Source organism: Pseudomonas sp. 2995-3 (assembly GCF_002742565.1).
GTDB classification, from domain to species: Bacteria; Pseudomonadota; Gammaproteobacteria; order Pseudomonadales; family Pseudomonadaceae; genus Aquipseudomonas; species Aquipseudomonas edaphica.
In genome coordinates, this window is sequence record NZ_LJSB01000157.1 from 61,804 (window position 1) to 80,761 (window position 18,958).

The following is an 18,958-nucleotide window of genomic DNA, read 5'->3' on the forward strand; positions in this document are numbered from 1 at the left end:
CGCGTCCCGATGTGCGCGAGTATCTCAAGCCCCGTGCAAGGTGACGCAGAGCGTCACAGGATGTATTCCCACGCAGAGCGTGGGAACAATCATTCCGCGTACCCGCCTGAATTCGGACGCGGCCCGCGCGGCCATGCGCCTGCATTTGACCAACAGCCGTGAGCGGCTGCGCCATGCCCATGAAGAGGCGCAAGCACAGCGCGGTTAACCGCCAAACCCGTTCTAGTGTGGGAGCTGGCTTGCCTGCGATGGCTGAGTTTCAGGCAACTGATACTGTGTGCACGCACCGCTATCGCAGGCAAGCCAGCTCCCACATTTTGATCTCCTTGGCCTGGAGTTGATCGTTCCCACGCTCTGCGTGGGAATGCCGCCCTGGACGCTCCGCGTCCCGATGTGCGCGAGTATCTCAAGCCCCGTGCAAGGTGACGCAGAGCGTCACAGGATGTATTCCCACGCAGAGCGTGGGAATGATCAGTGGCAGGTCGGTTGGTACGATCAGTGTCAGGCCGGCTGGTTGGGCTTGTAGTCCTTGAGCAGCAGGTAAGTGCTCCAGCCCCACCAATCATTGGTCCAGTGCTTGTCGTTCAGGTCATTCACGTCCTTGCGGCGCAGCACTTTGTCACCCTCCAACTTGAACAGCGGCGAAAAGTTGTTCGCCGGGTTCTGCGCAGCATTCAGGTCCGGCACATACAGCGGTGCCTTGAAGCTGGCCGGGGAGGGCGCGACACCGCTGATAAAGGTCTCGAAGATCTCATCGGCCGAGGCCTGCACTGTACGTTTAACCATGGCCCGATTGTCCGCGTCGATCGCATCGAAGTAGCGCTTGTCCCCATAGGCGTGCCATTGATCACCCTTGGCATTGCGTACCTTGAGCCCGAACTTGCTGTCTTCGTCGTGCATGAAGCGGCTGATCAGTGAGCCCAACTCTCCTGGCGTGACCACCGCCGCCAATTGCTTGCGCGGCACGCGCAGGTGGCCGGCAGAAAACAGATCGGTCAAAAAGTGATCGGCAAAGCTGTTCATTGCATACGCCAGTTCCAGCGCCTGGTCGGTGCCAGTCTGGTGCGCGATGACCGCCTGTTGCAGTGCCGCCGTATGGCCGGCCAGGTACGCCGACAGCGCCCATTCGCCAAAGTGGTCGGCGTTGTCTGCTGCCAGCTTCAAGTAACGCCCCAGTGGAATCAGCGCCGAAACCGCACTGCCGCCGCCGGTAATGCGGTTCCATTCTTCGGACAACGTATCACCCAGCGCGTCATAGGCTTCATGGGGTTGTTTGCCGTCGCGGATGGCCTGGTTGACCGCGTTGATCTCCTTTTGCATGACTGCGAGGATTTTCCCGGCTTCTTCACGCGAGGCCGGTAGCACCGCCAGTGTGTTGAAAGCGGCGGTAAAACGTTGCACACGGTCGGCCGGGGAGGCGCCATCGCTGATGGCCTGGCCGGGAATGCCATAGAAATCACCGCCCAGGGCAATCACTTGGCCGTAGGTCAGCGCCAGGCCGTTGGGCAGGTGCAGTTCGACTTGCCGCGCAGGAATCGCCGGGGCGTCCTTGACGAAACGCAGCAGCGTGTCATCGCCGATGACAGTGTGTTCACCGCCTTCAAAACGTAGGGTGGGCGGTGTTTTTTCGGGTGCTGCGAGTTCAAGACCTGACATGTTAGCTCCTTGCTATGTCGTAGGAATCTTCCGTAATAACTGTATATGCATACAGTTATTCAGAGCATAGAGGAATAATTTCCTACGTCAAGAAGCTGCGTTTAAACACGTGCCTGCGGATGAAGCCCGATGAATTGCAGTTGACGAATTATTTTATAGTTGTACGATGACGTACGACATCATCAAAACCAACAACAACCTTTCGACAGAAAGTCTTCATCCAGGGTGTTCGAATAATGAATCCACAAGAACTGAAGTCCATCCTCTCCCACGGTCTGCTGTCTTTTCCGGTAACCGATTTCAATGCCCAGGGTGACTTCCACCAGGCGGGCTACATCAAGCGTCTGGAATGGCTGGCCCCTTATGGCGCCACCGCCTTGTTCGCCGCCGGCGGCACCGGTGAGTTTTTCTCCCTGGCCGCCAGCGAATATTCCCAAGTGGTGAAGACCGCCGTTGATACCTGCGCCACCAGCGTGCCGATCCTGGCCGGTGTCGGCGGTTCGACCCGTCAGGCCATCGAATATGCGCAGGAAGCCGAGCGTCTTGGCGCCAAAGGCTTGCTGCTGTTGCCGCACTACCTGACCGAAGCCAGCCAGGACGGCGTCGCCGCCCACGTTGAGGCCGTGTGCAAGTCGGTCAAAATCGGCGTAGTGGTCTACAACCGCAATGTTTGCCGCCTGACTGCACCCTTGCTCGAACGCCTGGCCGAGCGCTGCCCGAACCTGATCGGCTATAAAGATGGCCTGGGTGATATTGAGCTGATGGTGTCGATTCGCCGCCGTCTCGGCGACCGTTTCAGCTACCTCGGCGGCCTGCCGACTGCCGAGGTTTACGCCGCTGCCTACAAGGCCCTGGGCGTGCCGGTGTACTCCTCGGCGGTGTTCAACTTCATCCCGAAAACCGCGATGGACTTCTACCACGCGATTGCCCAGGACGATCACGCCACTGTTGCCAAAATCATCGACAACTTCTTCCTGCCTTACCTCGATATCCGCAACCGTAAAGCCGGTTACGCGGTGAGCATCGTCAAGGCGGGCGCCAAAATTGCTGGTTACGACGCAGGCCCGGTGCGCACGCCGCTGACCGACCTGCTGCCGGAAGAATACGAAGCCCTGGCCGCGCTGATCGACAAGCAAGGTCCGCAGTAACTTATCAACAAGGCCGCTGAGTAATCAGCGGCCTTTTGCGTCAGGAGAAGATTTGTGTCCCAAGCCAAACGTTTTGAAAACTACATCAATGGCGAGTGGGTGGCCGGTGCCGACTACTGCAATAACATCAATCCGTCGGAGTTGTCCGATGTCATTGGCGAATACGCCAAGGCCGATGTAGCCCAAGTCAACGCCGCCATTGATGCCGCCCGCGCCGCGTTCCCGGCCTGGTCGACGTCCGGCATCCAGGCACGCCACGATGCACTGGATAAAGTCGGCAGCGAAATTCTCGCCCGCCGCGAAGAACTTGGCACCTTGCTGGCTCGGGAAGAGGGCAAGACCCTGCCCGAAGCCATCGGCGAAGTGACCCGCGCCGGTAACATCTTCAAATTCTTCGCGGGCGAATGCCTGCGCTTGTCTGGCGATTACGTGCCATCGGTGCGCCCAGGCGTGAATGTGGAAGTCACTCGCGAAGCCCTCGGTGTGGTCGGCCTGATCACGCCGTGGAACTTCCCGATTGCCATCCCTGCGTGGAAAATCGCTCCGGCCCTGGCCTACGGCAACTGCGTAGTGATCAAACCGGCTGAACTGGTGCCGGGTTGCGCCTGGGCCTTGGCCGAAATCATCTCCCGCGCCGGTTTCCCGGCCGGTGTGTTCAACCTGGTGATGGGCAGCGGCCGTGTGGTCGGCGATGTGTTGGTCAACAGCCCGAAAGTCGACGGCATCAGTTTTACCGGTTCGGTTGGCGTCGGGCGTCAGATCGCGGTCAGCTGCGTGTCGCGCCAGGCCAAAGTACAGTTGGAGATGGGCGGTAAAAACCCGCAGATCATCCTCGATGACGCCGACCTTAAACAGGCCGTCGAGCTGTCGGTACAGAGCGCGTTCTACTCCACCGGCCAGCGTTGCACGGCCTCCAGCCGCTTGATCGTCACCGCCGGTATCCACGACCAGTTCGTCGCGGCCATGGCCGAGCGCATGAAGTCGATCAAAGTCGGCCACGCGCTCAAAAGCGGCACAGACATTGGCCCGGTGGTCTCCCAGGCCCAGTTGGACCAGGACATGAAGTACATCGACATCGGCCAAAGCGAAGGCGCGCGGCTGGTCAGCGGTGGCGGCCTGGTGACCTGTGACACCGAAGGTTACTACCTGGCGCCGACGCTGTTTGCCGACAGCGAAGCCGCCATGCGTATCAGCCGTGAGGAGATCTTCGGCCCGGTGGCCAATGTGGTGCGTGTTGCGGATTACGAGGCGGCGCTGGCCATGGCCAATGACACCGAGTTCGGCCTGTCGGCGGGCATCGCCACCACCTCGCTCAAGTACGCCAACCACTTCAAGCGCCACTCCCAGGCCGGGATGGTGATGGTCAACCTGCCGACCGCCGGTGTGGACTACCACGTGCCGTTCGGTGGGCGTAAGGGTTCATCCTATGGTTCGCGTGAGCAAGGTCGCTATGCGCAAGAGTTCTACACCGTGGTGAAAACCAGCTACATCGGTTCGTAACACCTGCGAGCCCTGCTTGTGTGGGAGCTGGCCTGCCTGCGATAGCATCACTGCGGTGTACCTGACACACCGCGGTGCCTGTATCGCAGGCAAGCCAGCTCCCACATAAAGCCGGTCCCGCATACAACAAGACCATTACCCGCAAAAAAAATAATTAGTGGGAGTACATCTTCATGCAAGCGACCAAGCCGACTCACGTCCGCTATTTGATCCTGCTCATGCTGTTCCTGGTGACCACGATCAACTACGCCGACCGAGCCACTATCGCCATCGCCGGCTCCAGCCTGCAAAAAGACCTCGGCATCGACGCGGTCACCCTCGGTTATATCTTCTCTGCATTCGGTTGGGCCTACGTGGCCGGGCAAATCCCCGGTGGCTGGCTGCTGGACCGGTTCGGTTCAAAAAAAATCTACGCGCTGAGCATCTTCACCTGGTCGCTGTTCACCGTGCTGCAAGGCTATGTGGGTGAGTTCGGGGTTTCCACCGCGATTGTTGCGCTGTTTATGCTGCGCTTTTTGGTGGGCCTGGCTGAGGCGCCTTCGTTTCCCGGAAACGCCCGTATTGTGGCGGCGTGGTTTCCTACGGCCGAACGCGGCACTGCTTCGGCGATTTTCAACTCGGCGCAGTACTTCGCTACGGTACTGTTTGCACCGCTGATGGGCTGGATCGTCTACAGCTTCGGCTGGCAGCACGTGTTTATCGTGATGGGCGGCATCGGCATCCTGTTCTCGCTGATCTGGCTGAAACTTATCCACAGCCCGCGCCAGCATCCGATGATCAACGAAGCCGAGTTCAACCACATCGCGGCCAACGGTGCGATGGTCGACATGGACCAGGACAAAACCAAAGGCCAGAAAACCGACGGGCCGAAGTGGGATTACATCCGCCAACTGCTCACCAACCGCATGATGCTCGGCGTGTACCTGGGCCAGTACTGCATCAATGGCATCACCTATTTCTTCCTGACCTGGTTCCCGGTGTATCTGGTGCAGGAGCGTGGCATGACCATTCTCAAGGCGGGGTTCATTGCCTCGTTGCCAGCCATCTGCGGCTTTATCGGTGGCGTACTCGGCGGCGTGATTTCCGACTACCTGCTGCGCAAAGGCCATTCGCTGACGTTCGCGCGCAAGGCGCCGATCATTGCCGGCTTGTTGGTCTCCAGCAGCATCATCGCGTGTAACTACGTTGACGTTGAATGGATGGTGGTGGGCTTCATGGCTTTGGCCTTCTTCGGCAAAGGCGTTGGCGCACTGGGTTGGGCGGTGGTGTCCGACACCTCGCCGAAACAAATCGCCGGGCTCAGTGGCGGCTTGTTCAATATGTTTGGCAACCTGGCGTCCATCAGCACGCCGATCGTGATTGGTTACATCATCGCCACCACCGGCTCGTTCAAGTGGGCGTTGGTGTTCGTCGGCGCCAACGCGCTGTTGGCGGTGTTCAGCTACTTGGTGATCGTCGGCCCGATCAAGCGCGTGGTGCTCAAAGAGCCGCCAAGCAAAGGGCCGGAACTGACTAACCTTACCCAAGCACACTCCTGAGGGGCGATGTAATGCAGTTGATTGAACATGCCGACTCGCCGCGCTCGATTCGTTTGCACGCGCGCGACAATGTGGTGATCGTGGTGAACGACCAGGGCGTGCCGGCCGGCACCGAGTTTCCGGACGGCCTGGTCACCGTGGATTTCATTCCACAGAGCCACAAGGTGACCCTGGAAGATATCCCCGAAGGCGGTGAGATTATTCGCTACGGCCAGACCATCGGCTATGCGCTGGCGCCGATTCCGCGTGGCAGTTGGGTACAGGAAGACCAATTGCGCATGCCGACTGCGCCGCCGCTGGACAGCTTGCCGCTGTCGACCGAGGTGCCAGCAACGCAGGCGCCGTTGGAAGGCTTCACGTTTGAGGGCTACCGCAACGCCGACGGCACCGTGGGCACGCGCAATATCCTCGGCATCACCACCACGGTGCAATGCGTCACTGGTGTGCTGGACCATGCGGTCAAGCGCATCAAGGACGAGTTGCTGCCCAAGTACCCGCACGTTGACGACGTGGTGGCGCTGACCCACAGCTATGGCTGTGGCGTGGCCATCACCGCGACCGATGCCTACATCCCGATCCGCACCGTGCGCAACCTGGCACGCAACCCGAACCTGGGCGGCGAAGCGCTGGTGATCAGCCTGGGCTGCGAAAAGCTGCAGGCCGGGCAGGTGATGCACGACAACGACAGTTCTGTCGACCTCAGTGAGCCTTGGCTGTACCGCTTGCAGGACTCCAGCCACGGGTTTACCGAAATGATCGAGCAGATCATGGCACTGGCCGAAACCCGCTTGAAGAAACTCGACCAGCGTCGCCGGGAAACCGTGCCGGCGTCCGAGCTGATCCTGGGCATGCAATGCGGCGGCAGTGATGCGTTTTCCGGCATCACCGCCAACCCGGCGTTGGGTTATGCCTCGGATTTGCTGTTGCGAGCCGGGGCGACGGTGATGTTTTCCGAAGTCACCGAAGTGCGCGACGCCATCTACCTGCTGACGTCGCGCGCCGAGAGCAAGGAAGTTGCCCAGGAACTTGTCAGGGAAATGGACTGGTACGACCGTTACCTGGCCAAGGGTGAGGCGGATCGCAGCGCCAACACCACGCCGGGTAACAAGAAGGGCGGGTTGTCGAACATTGTCGAGAAGTCCCTGGGCTCCATCGTCAAATCCGGCAGCAGCGCGATCAATGGCGTGCTTGGCCCGGGTGAGCGGTTCAAGGGCAAGGGCCTGATCTTTTGCGCCACGCCGGCCAGCGACTTTGTCTGTGGCACCTTGCAACTGGCGGCCGGGATGAACCTGCATGTGTTCACCACCGGGCGTGGCACGCCTTACGGGCTGGCGATGGCGCCGGTGGTGAAGGTCTCAACGCGCACGGAACTGGCGCAGCGCTGGCCGGACTTGATCGATATCGACGCCGGGCGTATCGCCACCGGGCGTGCGACCATCGAGGAGCTGGGCTGGGAGCTGTTCCACTTCTACCTGGATGTGGCCAGCGGCAAGAAACAGACGTGGGCGCAGCGGCATAAACTGCATAACGACATCACCCTGTTCAACCCTGCACCCATTACCTGAGACCGAGTCGAAACCTGTGGGAGCAGGCAAGCCAGCTCCCACATTTGCTCGGGGTTGCCCAGACGAACCGGGCTGCATGGCTTATCATTAGCCACCTGACGACACCCACCAAGGTTCTCCCCGGCATGCTGGCTATCTTCCTCACCACCCTGACCATCACCGCGCCGGTGTTTGCCATGCTGTTTTTGGGGGTGCTGCTCAAGCGCATCAACTGGATCAACGACAACTTCATCCACGTTGCATCGTCGCTGGTGTTCAACGTCACCATGCCGGCGCTGCTGTTTCTCGGCATCCTCCACGCCGACCTGCATTCGGCGCTCAAACCCGGTTTGTTGATCTACTTTGCCGTTGCCACGCTGCTGAGCTTTGCCCTGGCCTGGGGCTGGGCGATCTTTCGCTGCCCGCGTGAAGACCGTGGCATTTATGCCCAGGGCGCGTTTCGCGGCAATAACGGCGTGATCGGCCTGGCGCTGGCGGCCAGCATGTACGGCGACTACGGCATCTCCCTTGGCGCGATTCTCGCGGCGCTGGTGATCCTGTTCTACAACACGCTGTCGACCATTGTGCTGGCGGTGTACAGCCCGGTGATCAAGTCCGACCCGTGGAGCATTTTCAAAAGCGTGATAGCCAACCCGCTGATCATCAGTGTGATCGTCGCCGCGCCGTTCGCGATCTTCAAGATCGGCTTGCCGGGGTGGCTGGAGTCGTCCGGGCAGTATCTGGCGGACATGACCTTGCCGCTGGCGCTGATCTGCATCGGCGGCACCTTGTCGTTGGCGGCCTTGCGCAAAAGCGGGAGCATGGCCTTGAGTGCCAGCCTGGTGAAGATGATCGGCCTGCCGCTATTCGCGACGTTGGGCGCGTGGCTGCTGGGCTTTCGTGGGCCGGAATTGGGGATTTTGTTTCTGTATTTCGGCGCGCCGACGGCGGCGGCGAGTTTTGTCATGGCCAGGGCGGCTGAGGGCAACCATGAGTTGGCGGCGGCGATTATTGTGATCACCACGTTGATGGCGGCGGTGACCACCAATATCGGGATTTTTGTGTTGCAGGCGGGTGGGTGGATCTAGGGTTTGTGGTGTGCTTGAGGGCCAATCGCAGGCAAGCCAGCTCCCACATTTTGAATGTATTCACAGTTCAAATGTGGGAGCTGGCTTGCCTGCGATTGCGATCTAACAGTCACTACTGGTCTGCCTGATACGCCTCAATCACTTCCTGCGCCGCCCGAAACGCATCAATCGCCGCCGGCACACCCGCGTACACCGCGCAATGCAGCAGCGCTTCGCGAATCTCTTCCACCGTGCAGCCATTGTTCAGTGCGCCGCGCACGTGGCCCTTGAGTTCCTGTGGGCACTTGAGTGCGGTCAGGGCCGCGAGGGTGATCAGGCTGCGGGTCTTTAAGGGCAAGCCTTCGCGATTCCACACGCTGCCCCAGGCATGTTCGTTGACAAAATCCTGCAGTGGCTGGGTGAACTCGGTGGCGTTGCCCAGGGCGCGATCGACGAACACGTCGCCCATCACCTGGCGACGCATCTCAACCCCGGGCTTTCTCTGATCGGTCATTGCGCTTCCCTCTTGTGTTGGCGGCGCCAGGCTCGCAGCGTGCTGAGTACCAGAAACGCCACCAGCGCCGGCAGGACGTAATACAGCATCAGTTTTTCAAGACGGGTAGCCAAGGGCATGCCGAACGTGAACGAGACCACATGCAATGCGTACACCAGGTACAGGCCCAGAAAGACCAGGCCTTCGGCGCGGGTGACTCGGTAACCGGTGTAGAACACCGGCAGGCACAGCGCCACCACGCCGAGCATTACCGGCAAGTCGAAATCGAGGGCGTTGGGCGATACCGACAGCGGTGACGGCGCTACCAACGCGGTAAACCCCAGCACACCGAGCAGGTTGAACAGGCTGCTGCCGATCACATTGCCCACGGCAATCTCGCGCTCGCCGCGCACGGCGGCAATCAGCGAAGTGGCCAGGCACGGCAACGAAGTGCCGACGCCGATCAAGGTCAGGCCGACGATGCGCTCCGACAGGCCCAGGTCGCTCGCCACGTCCACCGCCGCGCCCAGCAGCAAATGCCCGGCCAGCACCAGAATCAGCAGCCCGCCGAGCATCAGCAACACGCTGCTCAACCACGGCGCTCTGGCCACGGTGTCCAGCGTGCGCGGGCGCCGGGAATGGCGGGTCTGGTAATGCAGCACACCCAGGTAGGCCACCAGCGCTGCGAGCAGTACCAGCCCGTCAACGGGCGTCAACGTTTCATTGGCCGACAGGGTAAACACCAGCAGCGCGGCGCAAATCATCACCGGGATGTCCAGGCGCACCAGTTGTCGCGACACCCGCAGCGGGATGATCAGCGCAGACAGGCCCAGGGTGACGAGGATGTTGAATATGCTGCTGCCGATCACGCTGCCCACGGCGATATCGGTATTGCCGGCCAGTGTGGCTTGCAGGCTGACGGTCATTTGCGGCGCGCTGCTGCCGAAGGCAACGATGCTCAAGCCGATGATCAGCGGCCGCACCTTGAGGCTGGCCGCCAGGCGCACGGCGGCGCGCACCAGGATTTCGGCGCCGAGAATCAGCAGCAGCAGGCCGCTGACCAATTCGAGCAGGCTGAAGGGCGAGAGGGCGGTGAGTACGGAAATGGCCAAGGCTCCTGTCAGTTGCTCAGCGCTTGCACGCGAACCCGTGCGGTGCCGCTGCCCAGCATACCGAGTTGCTCAGCCGCTTTGCGGGAAACATCGATCAGACGGCCACGGGTGTGCGGGCCGCGATCATTGATGCGCAGCACGACGGATCTGTTGTTGTCGAGATTGGTCACCTTGACCCGCGTGCCGAAGGGCAGGCGCCGATGGGCGGCGGTCAGGGCATTCTGGTTGAAGGGTTCACCGCTGGCGGTTCTATTGCCATGGTGCTTGGCGCCGTAATAGGAGGCGGTGCCGGTTTCGTCGTAGCCGTTGGGGTCGATGAGGCCGCTGGCGCAACCGGCCAACAGAGAGAACAGGGCCAGGAGGCCGAGTAGACGCTTCATGTTCAACAAACCCCCAATTGATCGTTCCCACGCTCTGCGTGGGAATGCAGCCCGTGACGCTCCGCGTCACAAAAGCGGACGCGGAGCGTCCAGTGAGGCGTTCCCACGCGGAGCGTGGGAACGATCAAGTGTCAGCCTTCGAGCTTGCTTTTGAGCAGTTCGTTCACCTGTTGCGGGTTGGCTTTGCCTTTGGAGGCTTTCATCGCCTGGCCGACAAAGAAGCCGAACATCTTGCTGCGCTTGGCTTCGTCTGCCGCACGGTATTGTTCAACTTGCTCGGCATTGGCGGCGAGCATCTCATCGAGCACGGCCGAAATAGCGCCGCTGTCGGTGACTTGCTTGAGGCCACGCTTCTCGATGATGTCGTCGGCGCTGCCTTCGCCTGCGGCCATCGCTTCAAACACGGTCTTGGCGATTTTGCCGGAGATAGTGTTGTCTTTGATGCGCAGCAGCATGCCGCCCAACTGCTCGGCGGTCACCGGGGCTTCGTCGATCTCCAGGCCCTGTTTGTTCAACAGGCTGCCCAGCTCAACCATCACCCAGTTGGCCGCCAGCTTGGCGTCACCGGCAATGCTCACGACTTTTTCGAAGTAGTTGGCTTGCTCACGGCTGGAGGCCAATACGCTGGCATCGTAGACCGACAGGCCGAACTGTTCCTGGAAACGCTCGCGTTTTTGCGGCGGCAGTTCCGGCAGGGTGGCACGCACGTCATTAAGGAACGAGTCCTCAATGATCACCGGCAACAGGTCCGGGTCGGGGAAGTAACGGTAGTCGTTGGCTTCCTCTTTGCTGCGCATGGCGCGGGTTTCGTCTTTGTTCGGGTCGTACAGGCGCGTTTGCTGGATCACCTTGCCGCCGTCTTCGATCAGCTCGATCTGGCGACGCACTTCGGTGTTGATCGCCTTCTCGATGAAGCGGAACGAGTTGACGTTCTTGATCTCGCAGCGTGTGCCGTACTCGGCCTGGCCTTTTGGCCGCACCGACACGTTGCAGTCGCAACGCAGCGAACCTTCGGCCATGTTGCCGTCGCAGATGCCCAAGTAGCGCACCAGCGCGTGGATGGTCTTGACGTAGGCCACGGCTTCCTTGGCGCTGCGCATGTCCGGCTCGGAAACGATCTCCAGCAGCGGCGTACCGGCGCGGTTCAAGTCGATACCGGTAGCGCCGTTGAATTCTTCATGCAGGCTCTTGCCGGCATCTTCTTCCAGGTGCGCACGGGTCACGCCGACACGCTTGATGGTGCCGTCTTCCAGCGGGATATCCAAGTAGCCCTTGCCGACGATCGGCAATTCCATCTGGCTGATCTGGTAGCCCTTGGGCAGGTCCGGGTAGAAGTAGTTCTTGCGCGCGAACACGTTGTGCTGGCCGATCTCGGCGTCAATCGCCAGGCCGAACATAACCGCCATGCGCACCGCTTCCTCGTTCAGCACTGGCAGTACGCCGGGCATGCCCAGGTCTACCAGGCTGGCCTGGGTGTTGGGTTCTGCGCCGAACGTGGTGGCGCTACCGGAGAAAATCTTCGATTGGGTGGCGAGCTGGGTATGAATCTCCAGCCCGATCACAACTTCCCATTGCATAGTGTTCTCCTCAGAAGCCGGTAGGGGTGCGAGTGTGCCAGTCGGTGTTCAACTGGTACTGGTGCGCCACATTGAGCAGGCGGCCTTCCTGGAAATACGGGGCGAGCAATTGCACGCCGACCGGCAGGCCATCGACGAAACCTGCGGGCATGGACAAGCCCGGCAAGCCCGCGAGGTTGGCGGTGATGGTGTAGAGGTCTTCCAGGTACTCGGCGATCGGGTCGCCGGTCTTGGCGCCGATCTTCCAGGCCGGGTTCGGCGTGGTCGGGCCGAGGATCACGTCGACTTCTTCAAAGGCGGCCATGAAGTCGTTCTTGATCAGGCGACGGATCTTTTGCGCCTTGAGGTAGTACGCGTCGTAGTAACCGGCGGAAAGTGCGTAGGCACCGACCATGATCCGGCGTTGTACTTCGGCGCCGAAGCCTTCGCCACGGGAGCGTTTGTACAGGTCGGTAAGGTCTTTCGGGTTTTCGCAGCGGTAGCCGAAGCGCACGCCGTCGAAACGCGACAGGTTCGAGGAGGCTTCTGCCGGCGCGATCACGTAGTACGCAGGAATCGCGTGCTGGTTGTTCGGCAGGCTGATTTCCTTGATCACGGCACCGAGCTTTTCCAGCTCTTTAATGCTGTTGTGCACCAGTTCGGCGATACGCGGGTCGAGACCGGCGCTGAAATACTCTTTCGGCACGCCGATACGCAGGCCTTTAAGCGAGGTATTAAGGCTGGCGCTGTAGTCCGGCACCGGCTCATCGATGCTGGTGGAGTCCTGTTTATCGAACCCGGCCATACCTTGTAACAATATTGCGCAGTCTTCAGCCGTGCGTGCCAGCGGGCCGCCCTGATCGAGACTGGAGGCATAGGCAATCATGCCCCAACGGGAAACGCGACCGTAGGTCGGCTTCAAACCAGTGAGGTTGGTGAAAGCGGCGGGCTGGCGGATCGAGCCGCCGGTGTCGGTGGCCGTGGCCGCCGGCAGGAAACGCGCGGCAACAGCAGCAGCCGAGCCGCCGGAGGAACCGCCGGGCACGTGCTCCAGGTTCCACGGGTTTTTTACCGCACCGTAGTAGCTCGACTCGTTGGCCGAACCCATGGCGAATTCGTCCATGTTGGTCTTGCCCAGGGTCACGGCCCCGGCGGCTGCCAGCTTGGACACTACGGTGGCGTCGTAGGGTGCCTTGAAGTTGTCGAGCATCTTCGAGCCGCAGCTGGTGCGAATGCCCTGGGTGCAGAACAGGTCTTTGTGGGCGATCGGGGCGCCCAGCAGTGCGCCGTTTTCACCGTTGGCGCGACGTGCGTCGGCGGCCTTGGCCTGGCTCAGGGCCAGTTCCTCGGTGAGGCTGATAAAGCTGTTGACCTTGGGATCCAACGCGGCAATTCGCGCCAGCAGGGTCTGGGTCAGCTCTTCGGAAGAAAACTTTTTGTCGGCGAGACCGCGGGCGATCTCGGCCAGAGTCATGTGATGCATGAAAGGCTCTTTCCCTTTAGTCGATGACTTTCGGAACCAGGTACAGGCCGTTTTCGACCGCTGGCGCGATGGACTGGTAGGCCTCGCGATTATTTCGCTCGGTCACAACGTCTGCACGCAGGCGCTGGCTGGCTTCCAGCGGGTGAGCCAGGGGCTCGATGCCGTCGGTATTTACGGCCTGCATTTGGTCGACCAGCCCGAGAATGCTGTTCAGGGCTGCGGTGGTCTGTGGAAGATCGGCGTCATTAAGGCCAAGCGAGGCCAGATGCGCGATTTTTTCCACGTCGGAGCGTTCAAGCGCCATGGGTTTCTCCAGTGGAAAACAGAACGGAGGGCATCCGTGTGTTAGATTGTCGGAACACTACCGCATTTCTACGGTCATAAGGCCGCGATTGTGGGGGTTGGTGCACAGAAAGTCGGCCAATTTAGCACATTGGCGCCTTGCCCAAAATCCCTGTCGTTGTTAGAGTTTGCCGCACTTTTTTACCCACGCGTTGCCTAGGGTCCTTTCCCCATGTTCAAGAAACTGCGTGGCATGTTTTCCAGCGATCTTTCCATTGACCTGGGCACTGCCAACACCCTTATTTACGTGCGCGAGCGCGGTATCGTTCTGAATGAGCCATCGGTTGTGGCCATTCGGACCCATGGTAATCAGAAAAGTGTCGTTGCCGTTGGCACCGAGGCCAAGCGCATGCTCGGCCGTACACCAGGCAATATTGCTGCCATTCGTCCGATGAAAGACGGCGTGATCGCCGACTTCAGCGTCTGCGAAAAGATGCTGCAGTACTTCATCAACAAAGTTCACGAAAACAGTTTTCTGCAGCCCAGCCCACGTGTGCTGATCTGCGTTCCGTGCAAGTCCACCCAGGTGGAGCGTCGTGCCATCCGTGAATCGGCCCTTGGTGCCGGTGCCCGTGAAGTGTTCCTGATCGAAGAGCCTATGGCTGCCGCAATCGGCGCCGGCCTGCCGGTTGAGGAAGCGCGCGGTTCGATGGTGGTGGATATCGGTGGTGGTACTACCGAGATCGCCCTGATTTCCCTGAACGGTGTGGTGTATGCCGAATCCGTGCGTGTAGGCGGCGACCGTTTCGACGAAGCGATCATCACGTATGTACGCCGTAACTACGGCAGCCTGATCGGTGAGTCCACTGCTGAGCGCATCAAGCAGGAAATCGGCACCGCTTACCCGGGCGGCGAAGTTCGCGAAGTCGACGTTCGTGGTCGCAACCTGGCCGAAGGCGTTCCACGTGCCTTCACCCTGAACTCCAATGAAGTGCTGGAAGCTCTGCAAGAGTCCCTGGCCACCATCGTTCAGGCTGTGAAAAGCGCCCTGGAGCAATCGCCGCCGGAACTGGCTTCCGATATCGCCGAGCGTGGCCTGGTGCTGACCGGTGGTGGCGCCTTGCTGCGCGACCTCGACAAGCTGCTGGCCCAGGAAACCGGCCTGCCGGTGATCGTCGCCGAAGACCCGCTGACCTGCGTTGCCCGTGGCGGTGGTCGTGCACTGGAAATGATGGATAAACACACCATGGACCTGCTCTCCAGCGAATAAGATCGTTGGTTGCACCATGCTTCGCCCGCAGGCAGCACTTTGCAGTGCTGCCTGTTGGCGTTTATCTTCTTCAATCTGCATCCAGGCCGGTTTGATGCCGTATGAATAAAGAGAACATTTGCCTGGGAGGAGCGGCTTATTAAACCGCTTTTCGCCAAAGGCCCCTCATTGGGCGTGCGCTTATTGGTGCTGGTCGTGCTTTCGGTCGCGCTGATGGTGGTCGATGCCCGCTTTGCACTGCTCAAGCCCGTGCGCAGCCAGATGTCGCTGGTGTTGATGCAGACTTACTGGATCACCGACCTGCCGCAACGTCTCTACCAAGGCGTGGCCAGCCAATTCGGCAGCCGCACCGAGCTGGTCGCCGAGAACGAAAAACTCAAGACTGAAAACCTGCTGCTGCAGGGGCGCATGCAAAAGCTCGCGGCCCTCACCGAGCAGAACGTTCGGCTGCGCGAGTTGCTCAATTCTTCGGCACTGGTCAACGAGAAGGTCGAAGTGGCCGAGTTGATCGGCATGGACCCAAATCCCTTTACCCACCGCATCATCATCAACAAGGGTGAGCGCGACGGTGTCGTGCTGGGCCAGCCGGTGCTTGATGCCCGTGGCCTGATGGGCCAGGTGGTGGAGCTTATGCCCTACACCTCACGGGTATTGTTGCTGACGGACACCACCCACAGCATTCCGGTACAGGTCAACCGTAACGGCCTGCGGGCGATTGCCAGCGGCACCGGCAACCCGGAGCGTCTGGAGTTGCGTCACGTTGCCGACACCGCCGATATCAAGGAAGGCGACCTGCTGGTCAGCTCCGGTTTGGGTCAGCGCTTCCCGGCGGGTTACCCGGTGGCGACGGTCAAGGAAGTGATCCACGATTCCGGCCAGCCTTTCGCTATCGTGCGTGCCGTGCCAACCGCTGCCTTGAACCGCAGCCGCTATCTGTTGCTGGTATTCAGCGACAATCGCACTCCGGAAGAGCGCGCCAACGACGCCGCCCAGGCCCAGGAAGCGGAAGACAAGCAGAACGGTATAACGCCGATCGTTCCCGCAACGGTGCCCAAGCCCGCATTTGTTGGGCCGCCTGCACCGGTGGCAACTCCGGCAGCACCGGTGGCGACGCCCGTTAAACCTGCCACCCACAACGCCCGCCCGGCGAAACCCGCCGCAACCAAACCGCCTGCGTCGACGCCTGCCGCCACACCAGCCGCTCGACCAGCGGCCGCTGCCCCGGCAACCACGCGGCAGAGGGAGGAATAATGGCCGGTACTCATTCACGCAATGGTTGGATCGTCTGGCTGACCTTCGCCATCGGCTTATTGCTCAGCGTCTCGCCGCTGCCGCAATTCATGGAGATCCTGCGACCGCTCTGGCTCGCGTTGTTGCTCGCGTTCTGGTCGCTGACCCTGCCGCATAAAGTCGGGATGGTCACGGCGATGTGCCTGGGCTTGGCGGAAGACGTGCTCTATGGCACTTTGCTGGGTCAGAACGCATTGATCCTCACGCTGATTACTTTCCTGGTGCTGTCGTTGCAGCAGCGTTTGCGCATGTTCCCGATGTGGCAACAGTGCCTGGTGATCCTGGTGATCTTCGGCCTGGCGCAGTTGGTGCAACTGTGGCTCAGTGCCTTGACCGGCAACCGCCAACCGACCTTGGCGCTGGTGTTGCCAGCGTTGGTCAGTGCGCTGCTGTGGCCTTGGGTCAGTTTCGGCCTGCGTGGGTTACGTCGTCGCTATAAAATCAATTGAATGGATTGCGAGGCTCTGCCTGGTTATCAAACTCTACAGGGAGAGTCTGCAATGAATTCGCTTTACCTGGCCTCGGGCTCACCGAGGCGGCGTGAACTGTTGACCCAGATCGGTGTGCCTTTCACCGTGGTCAGCGCCGCCATTGATGAAACCCCTCTTACTAATGAACCCGCCGTTGCCTACGTCGAGCGCCTTGCGCGCGGCAAGGCCGAGGCGGGTTTTGCTGCGCTTGAACAAAGTGTGCAGGCCTGTGTGCTGGGTGCGGACACGGCGGTGATCGTGGATGGCCAGATCCTTGGCAAGCCCGTGGACCAAGCCGATGCCTTGGCGATGCTGATGGCGCTTTCAGGTCGTGAACATGAAGTGCTCACTGCCATTGCCCTCACCGACGGCCATCGTTGCGAAACGCGTTGTGTAAGCAGTCGTGTACGTTTTCGCGCTATTTCTGTCCAGGAAGCTACATCCTACTGGCACAGTGGCGAACCTGCGGACAAGGCCGGCGGCTATGCTATCCAGGGGCTGGGTTCGGTGTTTGTCGCCGGGCTCAATGGCAGCTATTCCGCTGTGGTCGGCCTGCCGGTGTGCGAAACCGCGCAACTGCTCGGCCAATTCGGCATACCCTGTTGGCAAAACCTTACCGCGCGCTGAACGCCTTTATTTGCGCGCCAAGCCTTAAGCGATCGGTCACTATTGTGAAAACGCCTGAACGAGACCCAGCCATGAGTGAAGAGATTCTGATCAATATCACGCCGATGGAATCGCGCGTGGCGGTGGTAGAAAACGGTGTTCTGCAGGAAGTGCACGTCGAGCGCACCCAGAAGCGCGGTATTGTCGGCAATATCTATAAAGGCAAGGTGGTGCGCGTATTACCGGGCATGCAGGCGGCTTTCGTCGACATCGGCCTGGACCGTGCCGCGTTTATCCACGCCTCGGAAATTTCCCTGCGTGAAGGCCCGGCGGTAGAAAGCATCAGCGCCCTGGTGCACGAAGGGCAGAGCCTGGTGGTGCAAGTCACCAAGGATCCGATCGGTTCAAAAGGCGCGCGGCTGACGACGCAACTGTCGATCCCCTCGCGCTATCTGGTGTACATGCCGCGTACCGCGCATGTGGGTATTTCCCTCAAGATTGAAGACGAAGCCGAGCGCGAGCGCCTGAAAAAGGTGGTCAGCGACTGCGTAGCGGCCGAAGGCATCAAGGAAGCCGGCGGGTTTATCCTGCGCACCGCCGCTGAAGGCGCCGGTGCTGACGAAATCCTTATGGACATCCGCTACCTGCGCAGGCTGTGGGATCAGATCGGCGCACAGATCAAAACCATTGGTGCGCCGAGCGTCATCTATGAAGACCTCGGTCTAGCGTTGCGTACTTTGCGTGACCTGGTCAGCCCAAAGATCGAGAAAATTCGCATCGACTCGCGGGAAACCTTCCAGCGCACTACGCAATTCGTGGCCGAGCTGATGCCGGAAATTGCCGACCGCCTGGAGCATTATCCTGGCGAGCGGCCGATCTTCGACCTGTATGGCGTCGAAGATGAAATCCAGAAAGCCCTGGAGCGCAAAGTGCCGCTCAAGTCCGGCGGCTATCTGGTGGTCGATCCGGCCGAAGCCATGACCACCATCGATGTCAACACCGGCGCGTTCGTGGGCCATCGCAACCTCGAAGAAACCATCTTCAAGACCAACCTCGAAGCGGCCACCGCGATTGCCCGTCAACTGCGCCTGCGCAACCTGGGCGGCATCATCATTATCGACTTCATCGACATGGAAGACGAAGAGCACCAGCGCCAAGTGCTGCGCACCCTGGAGAAGCAACTGGAGCGTGACCACGCCAAGACCAACATTATCGGGATCACCGAGCTTGGTCTTGTGCAGATGACCCGCAAGCGCACCCGCGAAAGCCTTGAGCAAGTGCTGTGCGAGCCGTGCAGCAGTTGCCAGGGGCGTGGAAAGTTGAAGACCCCGGAAACGGTTTGCTACGAGATTTTCCGCGAAATCTTACGGGAGGCACGTGCCTACCAGGCGGAAGGCTATAGAGTGCTTGCCAACCAGAAAGTGGTCGACCGATTGCTGGATGAAGAGTCCGGTAACGTTGCTGAGCTTGAGGGTTTTATCGGGCGCACCATTCGTTTCCAGGTCGAAACCATGTATTCCCAGGAACAATACGACGTGGTGCTGCTCTGATCCCCAATCGCTT

17 protein-coding genes and 1 pseudogene are annotated in these 18,958 nt (G+C 60.3%); 11 read left to right on the forward strand and 7 right to left on the reverse strand.

Features of this window, described 5'->3' with window-relative positions; translation table 11 throughout:
* Positions 1 to 103: 103 nt before the first annotated feature.
* Positions 104 to 208 (forward strand): annotated as a pseudogene (locus tag AOA62_RS07870) (GntR family transcriptional regulator); the annotation flags it as partial.
* Between the two features lie 293 nt (positions 209 to 501).
* Here the strand turns inward: AOA62_RS07870 and AOA62_RS07880 are convergent.
* Positions 502 to 1,656 carry a phospholipase gene (locus AOA62_RS07880; RefSeq protein WP_099548375.1) on the reverse strand — a complete coding sequence of 385 codons (1,155 nt, stop codon included), beginning with the start codon at positions 1,654 to 1,656 and terminating at the stop codon, positions 502 to 504.
* A 236-nt stretch (positions 1,657 to 1,892) separates the two neighbouring features.
* Between AOA62_RS07880 and kdgD the strand changes: the two genes are divergently transcribed.
* The 5 genes from kdgD to AOA62_RS07910 all read left to right on the forward strand — a co-directional run bounded on the left by kdgD (position 1,893) and on the right by AOA62_RS07910 (position 8,474).
* Positions 1,893 to 2,804 carry a 5-dehydro-4-deoxyglucarate dehydratase gene (kdgD, locus tag AOA62_RS07885; protein WP_017138261.1) on the forward strand — a complete coding sequence of 304 codons (912 nt, stop codon included), beginning with the start codon at positions 1,893 to 1,895 and terminating at the stop codon, positions 2,802 to 2,804.
* Positions 2,805 to 2,858: 54 nt separating this feature from the next.
* The gene (locus AOA62_RS07890) at positions 2,859 to 4,304 is read left to right on the forward strand and encodes an aldehyde dehydrogenase family protein (RefSeq protein ID WP_017138260.1); all 1,446 of its coding nucleotides are present in this window, start codon (positions 2,859 to 2,861) and stop codon (positions 4,302 to 4,304) included.
* Between the two features lie 173 nt (positions 4,305 to 4,477).
* Positions 4,478 to 5,842, forward strand: a complete 1,365-nt coding sequence (locus AOA62_RS07900; RefSeq protein WP_099548377.1) for an MFS transporter — start codon at positions 4,478 to 4,480, stop codon at positions 5,840 to 5,842.
* A gap of 11 nt (positions 5,843 to 5,853) precedes the next feature.
* A complete protein-coding gene (garD, locus tag AOA62_RS07905; RefSeq protein WP_017138258.1) occupies positions 5,854 to 7,407 on the forward strand; it encodes a galactarate dehydratase in 1,554 nt (517 codons plus the stop codon).
* Between the two features lie 125 nt (positions 7,408 to 7,532).
* Positions 7,533 to 8,474: an AEC family transporter gene (locus AOA62_RS07910; protein WP_017138257.1), complete on the forward strand. Its 942-nt coding sequence runs from the start codon at positions 7,533 to 7,535 to the stop codon at positions 8,472 to 8,474.
* A gap of 112 nt (positions 8,475 to 8,586) precedes the next feature.
* Here the strand turns inward: AOA62_RS07910 and AOA62_RS07915 are convergent, their stop codons facing one another.
* The 6 genes from AOA62_RS07915 to gatC all read right to left on the reverse strand — a co-directional run bounded on the left by AOA62_RS07915 (position 8,587) and on the right by gatC (position 13,781).
* A complete protein-coding gene (locus AOA62_RS07915) occupies positions 8,587 to 8,967 on the reverse strand; it encodes a carboxymuconolactone decarboxylase family protein (RefSeq protein WP_017138256.1) in 381 nt (126 codons plus the stop codon).
* Positions 8,964 to 10,010: a calcium/sodium antiporter gene (locus AOA62_RS07920; protein ID WP_032865800.1), complete on the reverse strand. Its 1,047-nt coding sequence runs from the start codon at positions 10,008 to 10,010 to the stop codon at positions 8,964 to 8,966. Before AOA62_RS07920 ends, AOA62_RS07915 begins: the two co-directional genes overlap by 4 nt.
* Positions 10,011 to 10,066: 56 nt before the next feature.
* Positions 10,067 to 10,438 (reverse strand): septal ring lytic transglycosylase RlpA family protein, encoded by a 372-nt coding sequence (locus AOA62_RS07925; RefSeq protein ID WP_026013786.1) that lies wholly within the window; start codon positions 10,436 to 10,438, stop codon positions 10,067 to 10,069.
* A 131-nt stretch (positions 10,439 to 10,569) separates the two neighbouring features.
* A complete protein-coding gene (gene gatB / locus AOA62_RS07935; protein WP_099548380.1) occupies positions 10,570 to 12,015 on the reverse strand; it encodes an Asp-tRNA(Asn)/Glu-tRNA(Gln) amidotransferase subunit GatB in 1,446 nt (481 codons plus the stop codon).
* Between the two features lie 10 nt (positions 12,016 to 12,025).
* Positions 12,026 to 13,477: an Asp-tRNA(Asn)/Glu-tRNA(Gln) amidotransferase subunit GatA gene (gatA, locus tag AOA62_RS07940; RefSeq protein WP_065911562.1), complete on the reverse strand. Its 1,452-nt coding sequence runs from the start codon at positions 13,475 to 13,477 to the stop codon at positions 12,026 to 12,028.
* Positions 13,478 to 13,493: 16 nt separating this feature from the next.
* Positions 13,494 to 13,781 carry an Asp-tRNA(Asn)/Glu-tRNA(Gln) amidotransferase subunit GatC gene (gatC, locus tag AOA62_RS07945; protein ID WP_003188556.1) on the reverse strand — a complete coding sequence of 96 codons (288 nt, stop codon included), beginning with the start codon at positions 13,779 to 13,781 and terminating at the stop codon, positions 13,494 to 13,496.
* Positions 13,782 to 13,991: 210 nt separating this feature from the next.
* Here gatC and mreB point away from each other — a divergent pair, with 210 nt between their 5' ends.
* From mreB to rng, 5 genes are all read left to right on the forward strand, one after another.
* A complete protein-coding gene (gene mreB, locus AOA62_RS07950; RefSeq protein WP_002555108.1) occupies positions 13,992 to 15,029 on the forward strand; it encodes a rod shape-determining protein MreB in 1,038 nt (345 codons plus the stop codon).
* A gap of 138 nt (positions 15,030 to 15,167) precedes the next feature.
* On the forward strand, positions 15,168 to 16,280 hold the full coding sequence (gene mreC, locus AOA62_RS07955) for a rod shape-determining protein MreC (protein WP_080593785.1): 1,113 nt from the start codon (positions 15,168 to 15,170) through the stop codon (positions 16,278 to 16,280).
* Positions 16,280 to 16,768 carry a rod shape-determining protein MreD gene (mreD, locus tag AOA62_RS07960; protein WP_017138250.1) on the forward strand — a complete coding sequence of 163 codons (489 nt, stop codon included), beginning with the start codon at positions 16,280 to 16,282 and terminating at the stop codon, positions 16,766 to 16,768. Before mreC ends, mreD begins: the two co-directional genes overlap by 1 nt.
* A gap of 51 nt (positions 16,769 to 16,819) precedes the next feature.
* Positions 16,820 to 17,416, forward strand: coding sequence for a nucleoside triphosphate pyrophosphatase (locus AOA62_RS07965; protein WP_017138249.1), 597 nt, complete (start codon positions 16,820 to 16,822; stop codon positions 17,414 to 17,416).
* Between the two features lie 71 nt (positions 17,417 to 17,487).
* Complete coding sequence (rng, locus tag AOA62_RS07970) at positions 17,488 to 18,945, forward strand: ribonuclease G (protein WP_010213134.1); 1,458 nt, start codon at positions 17,488 to 17,490, stop codon at positions 18,943 to 18,945.
* Positions 18,946 to 18,958 lie beyond the last annotated feature (13 nt).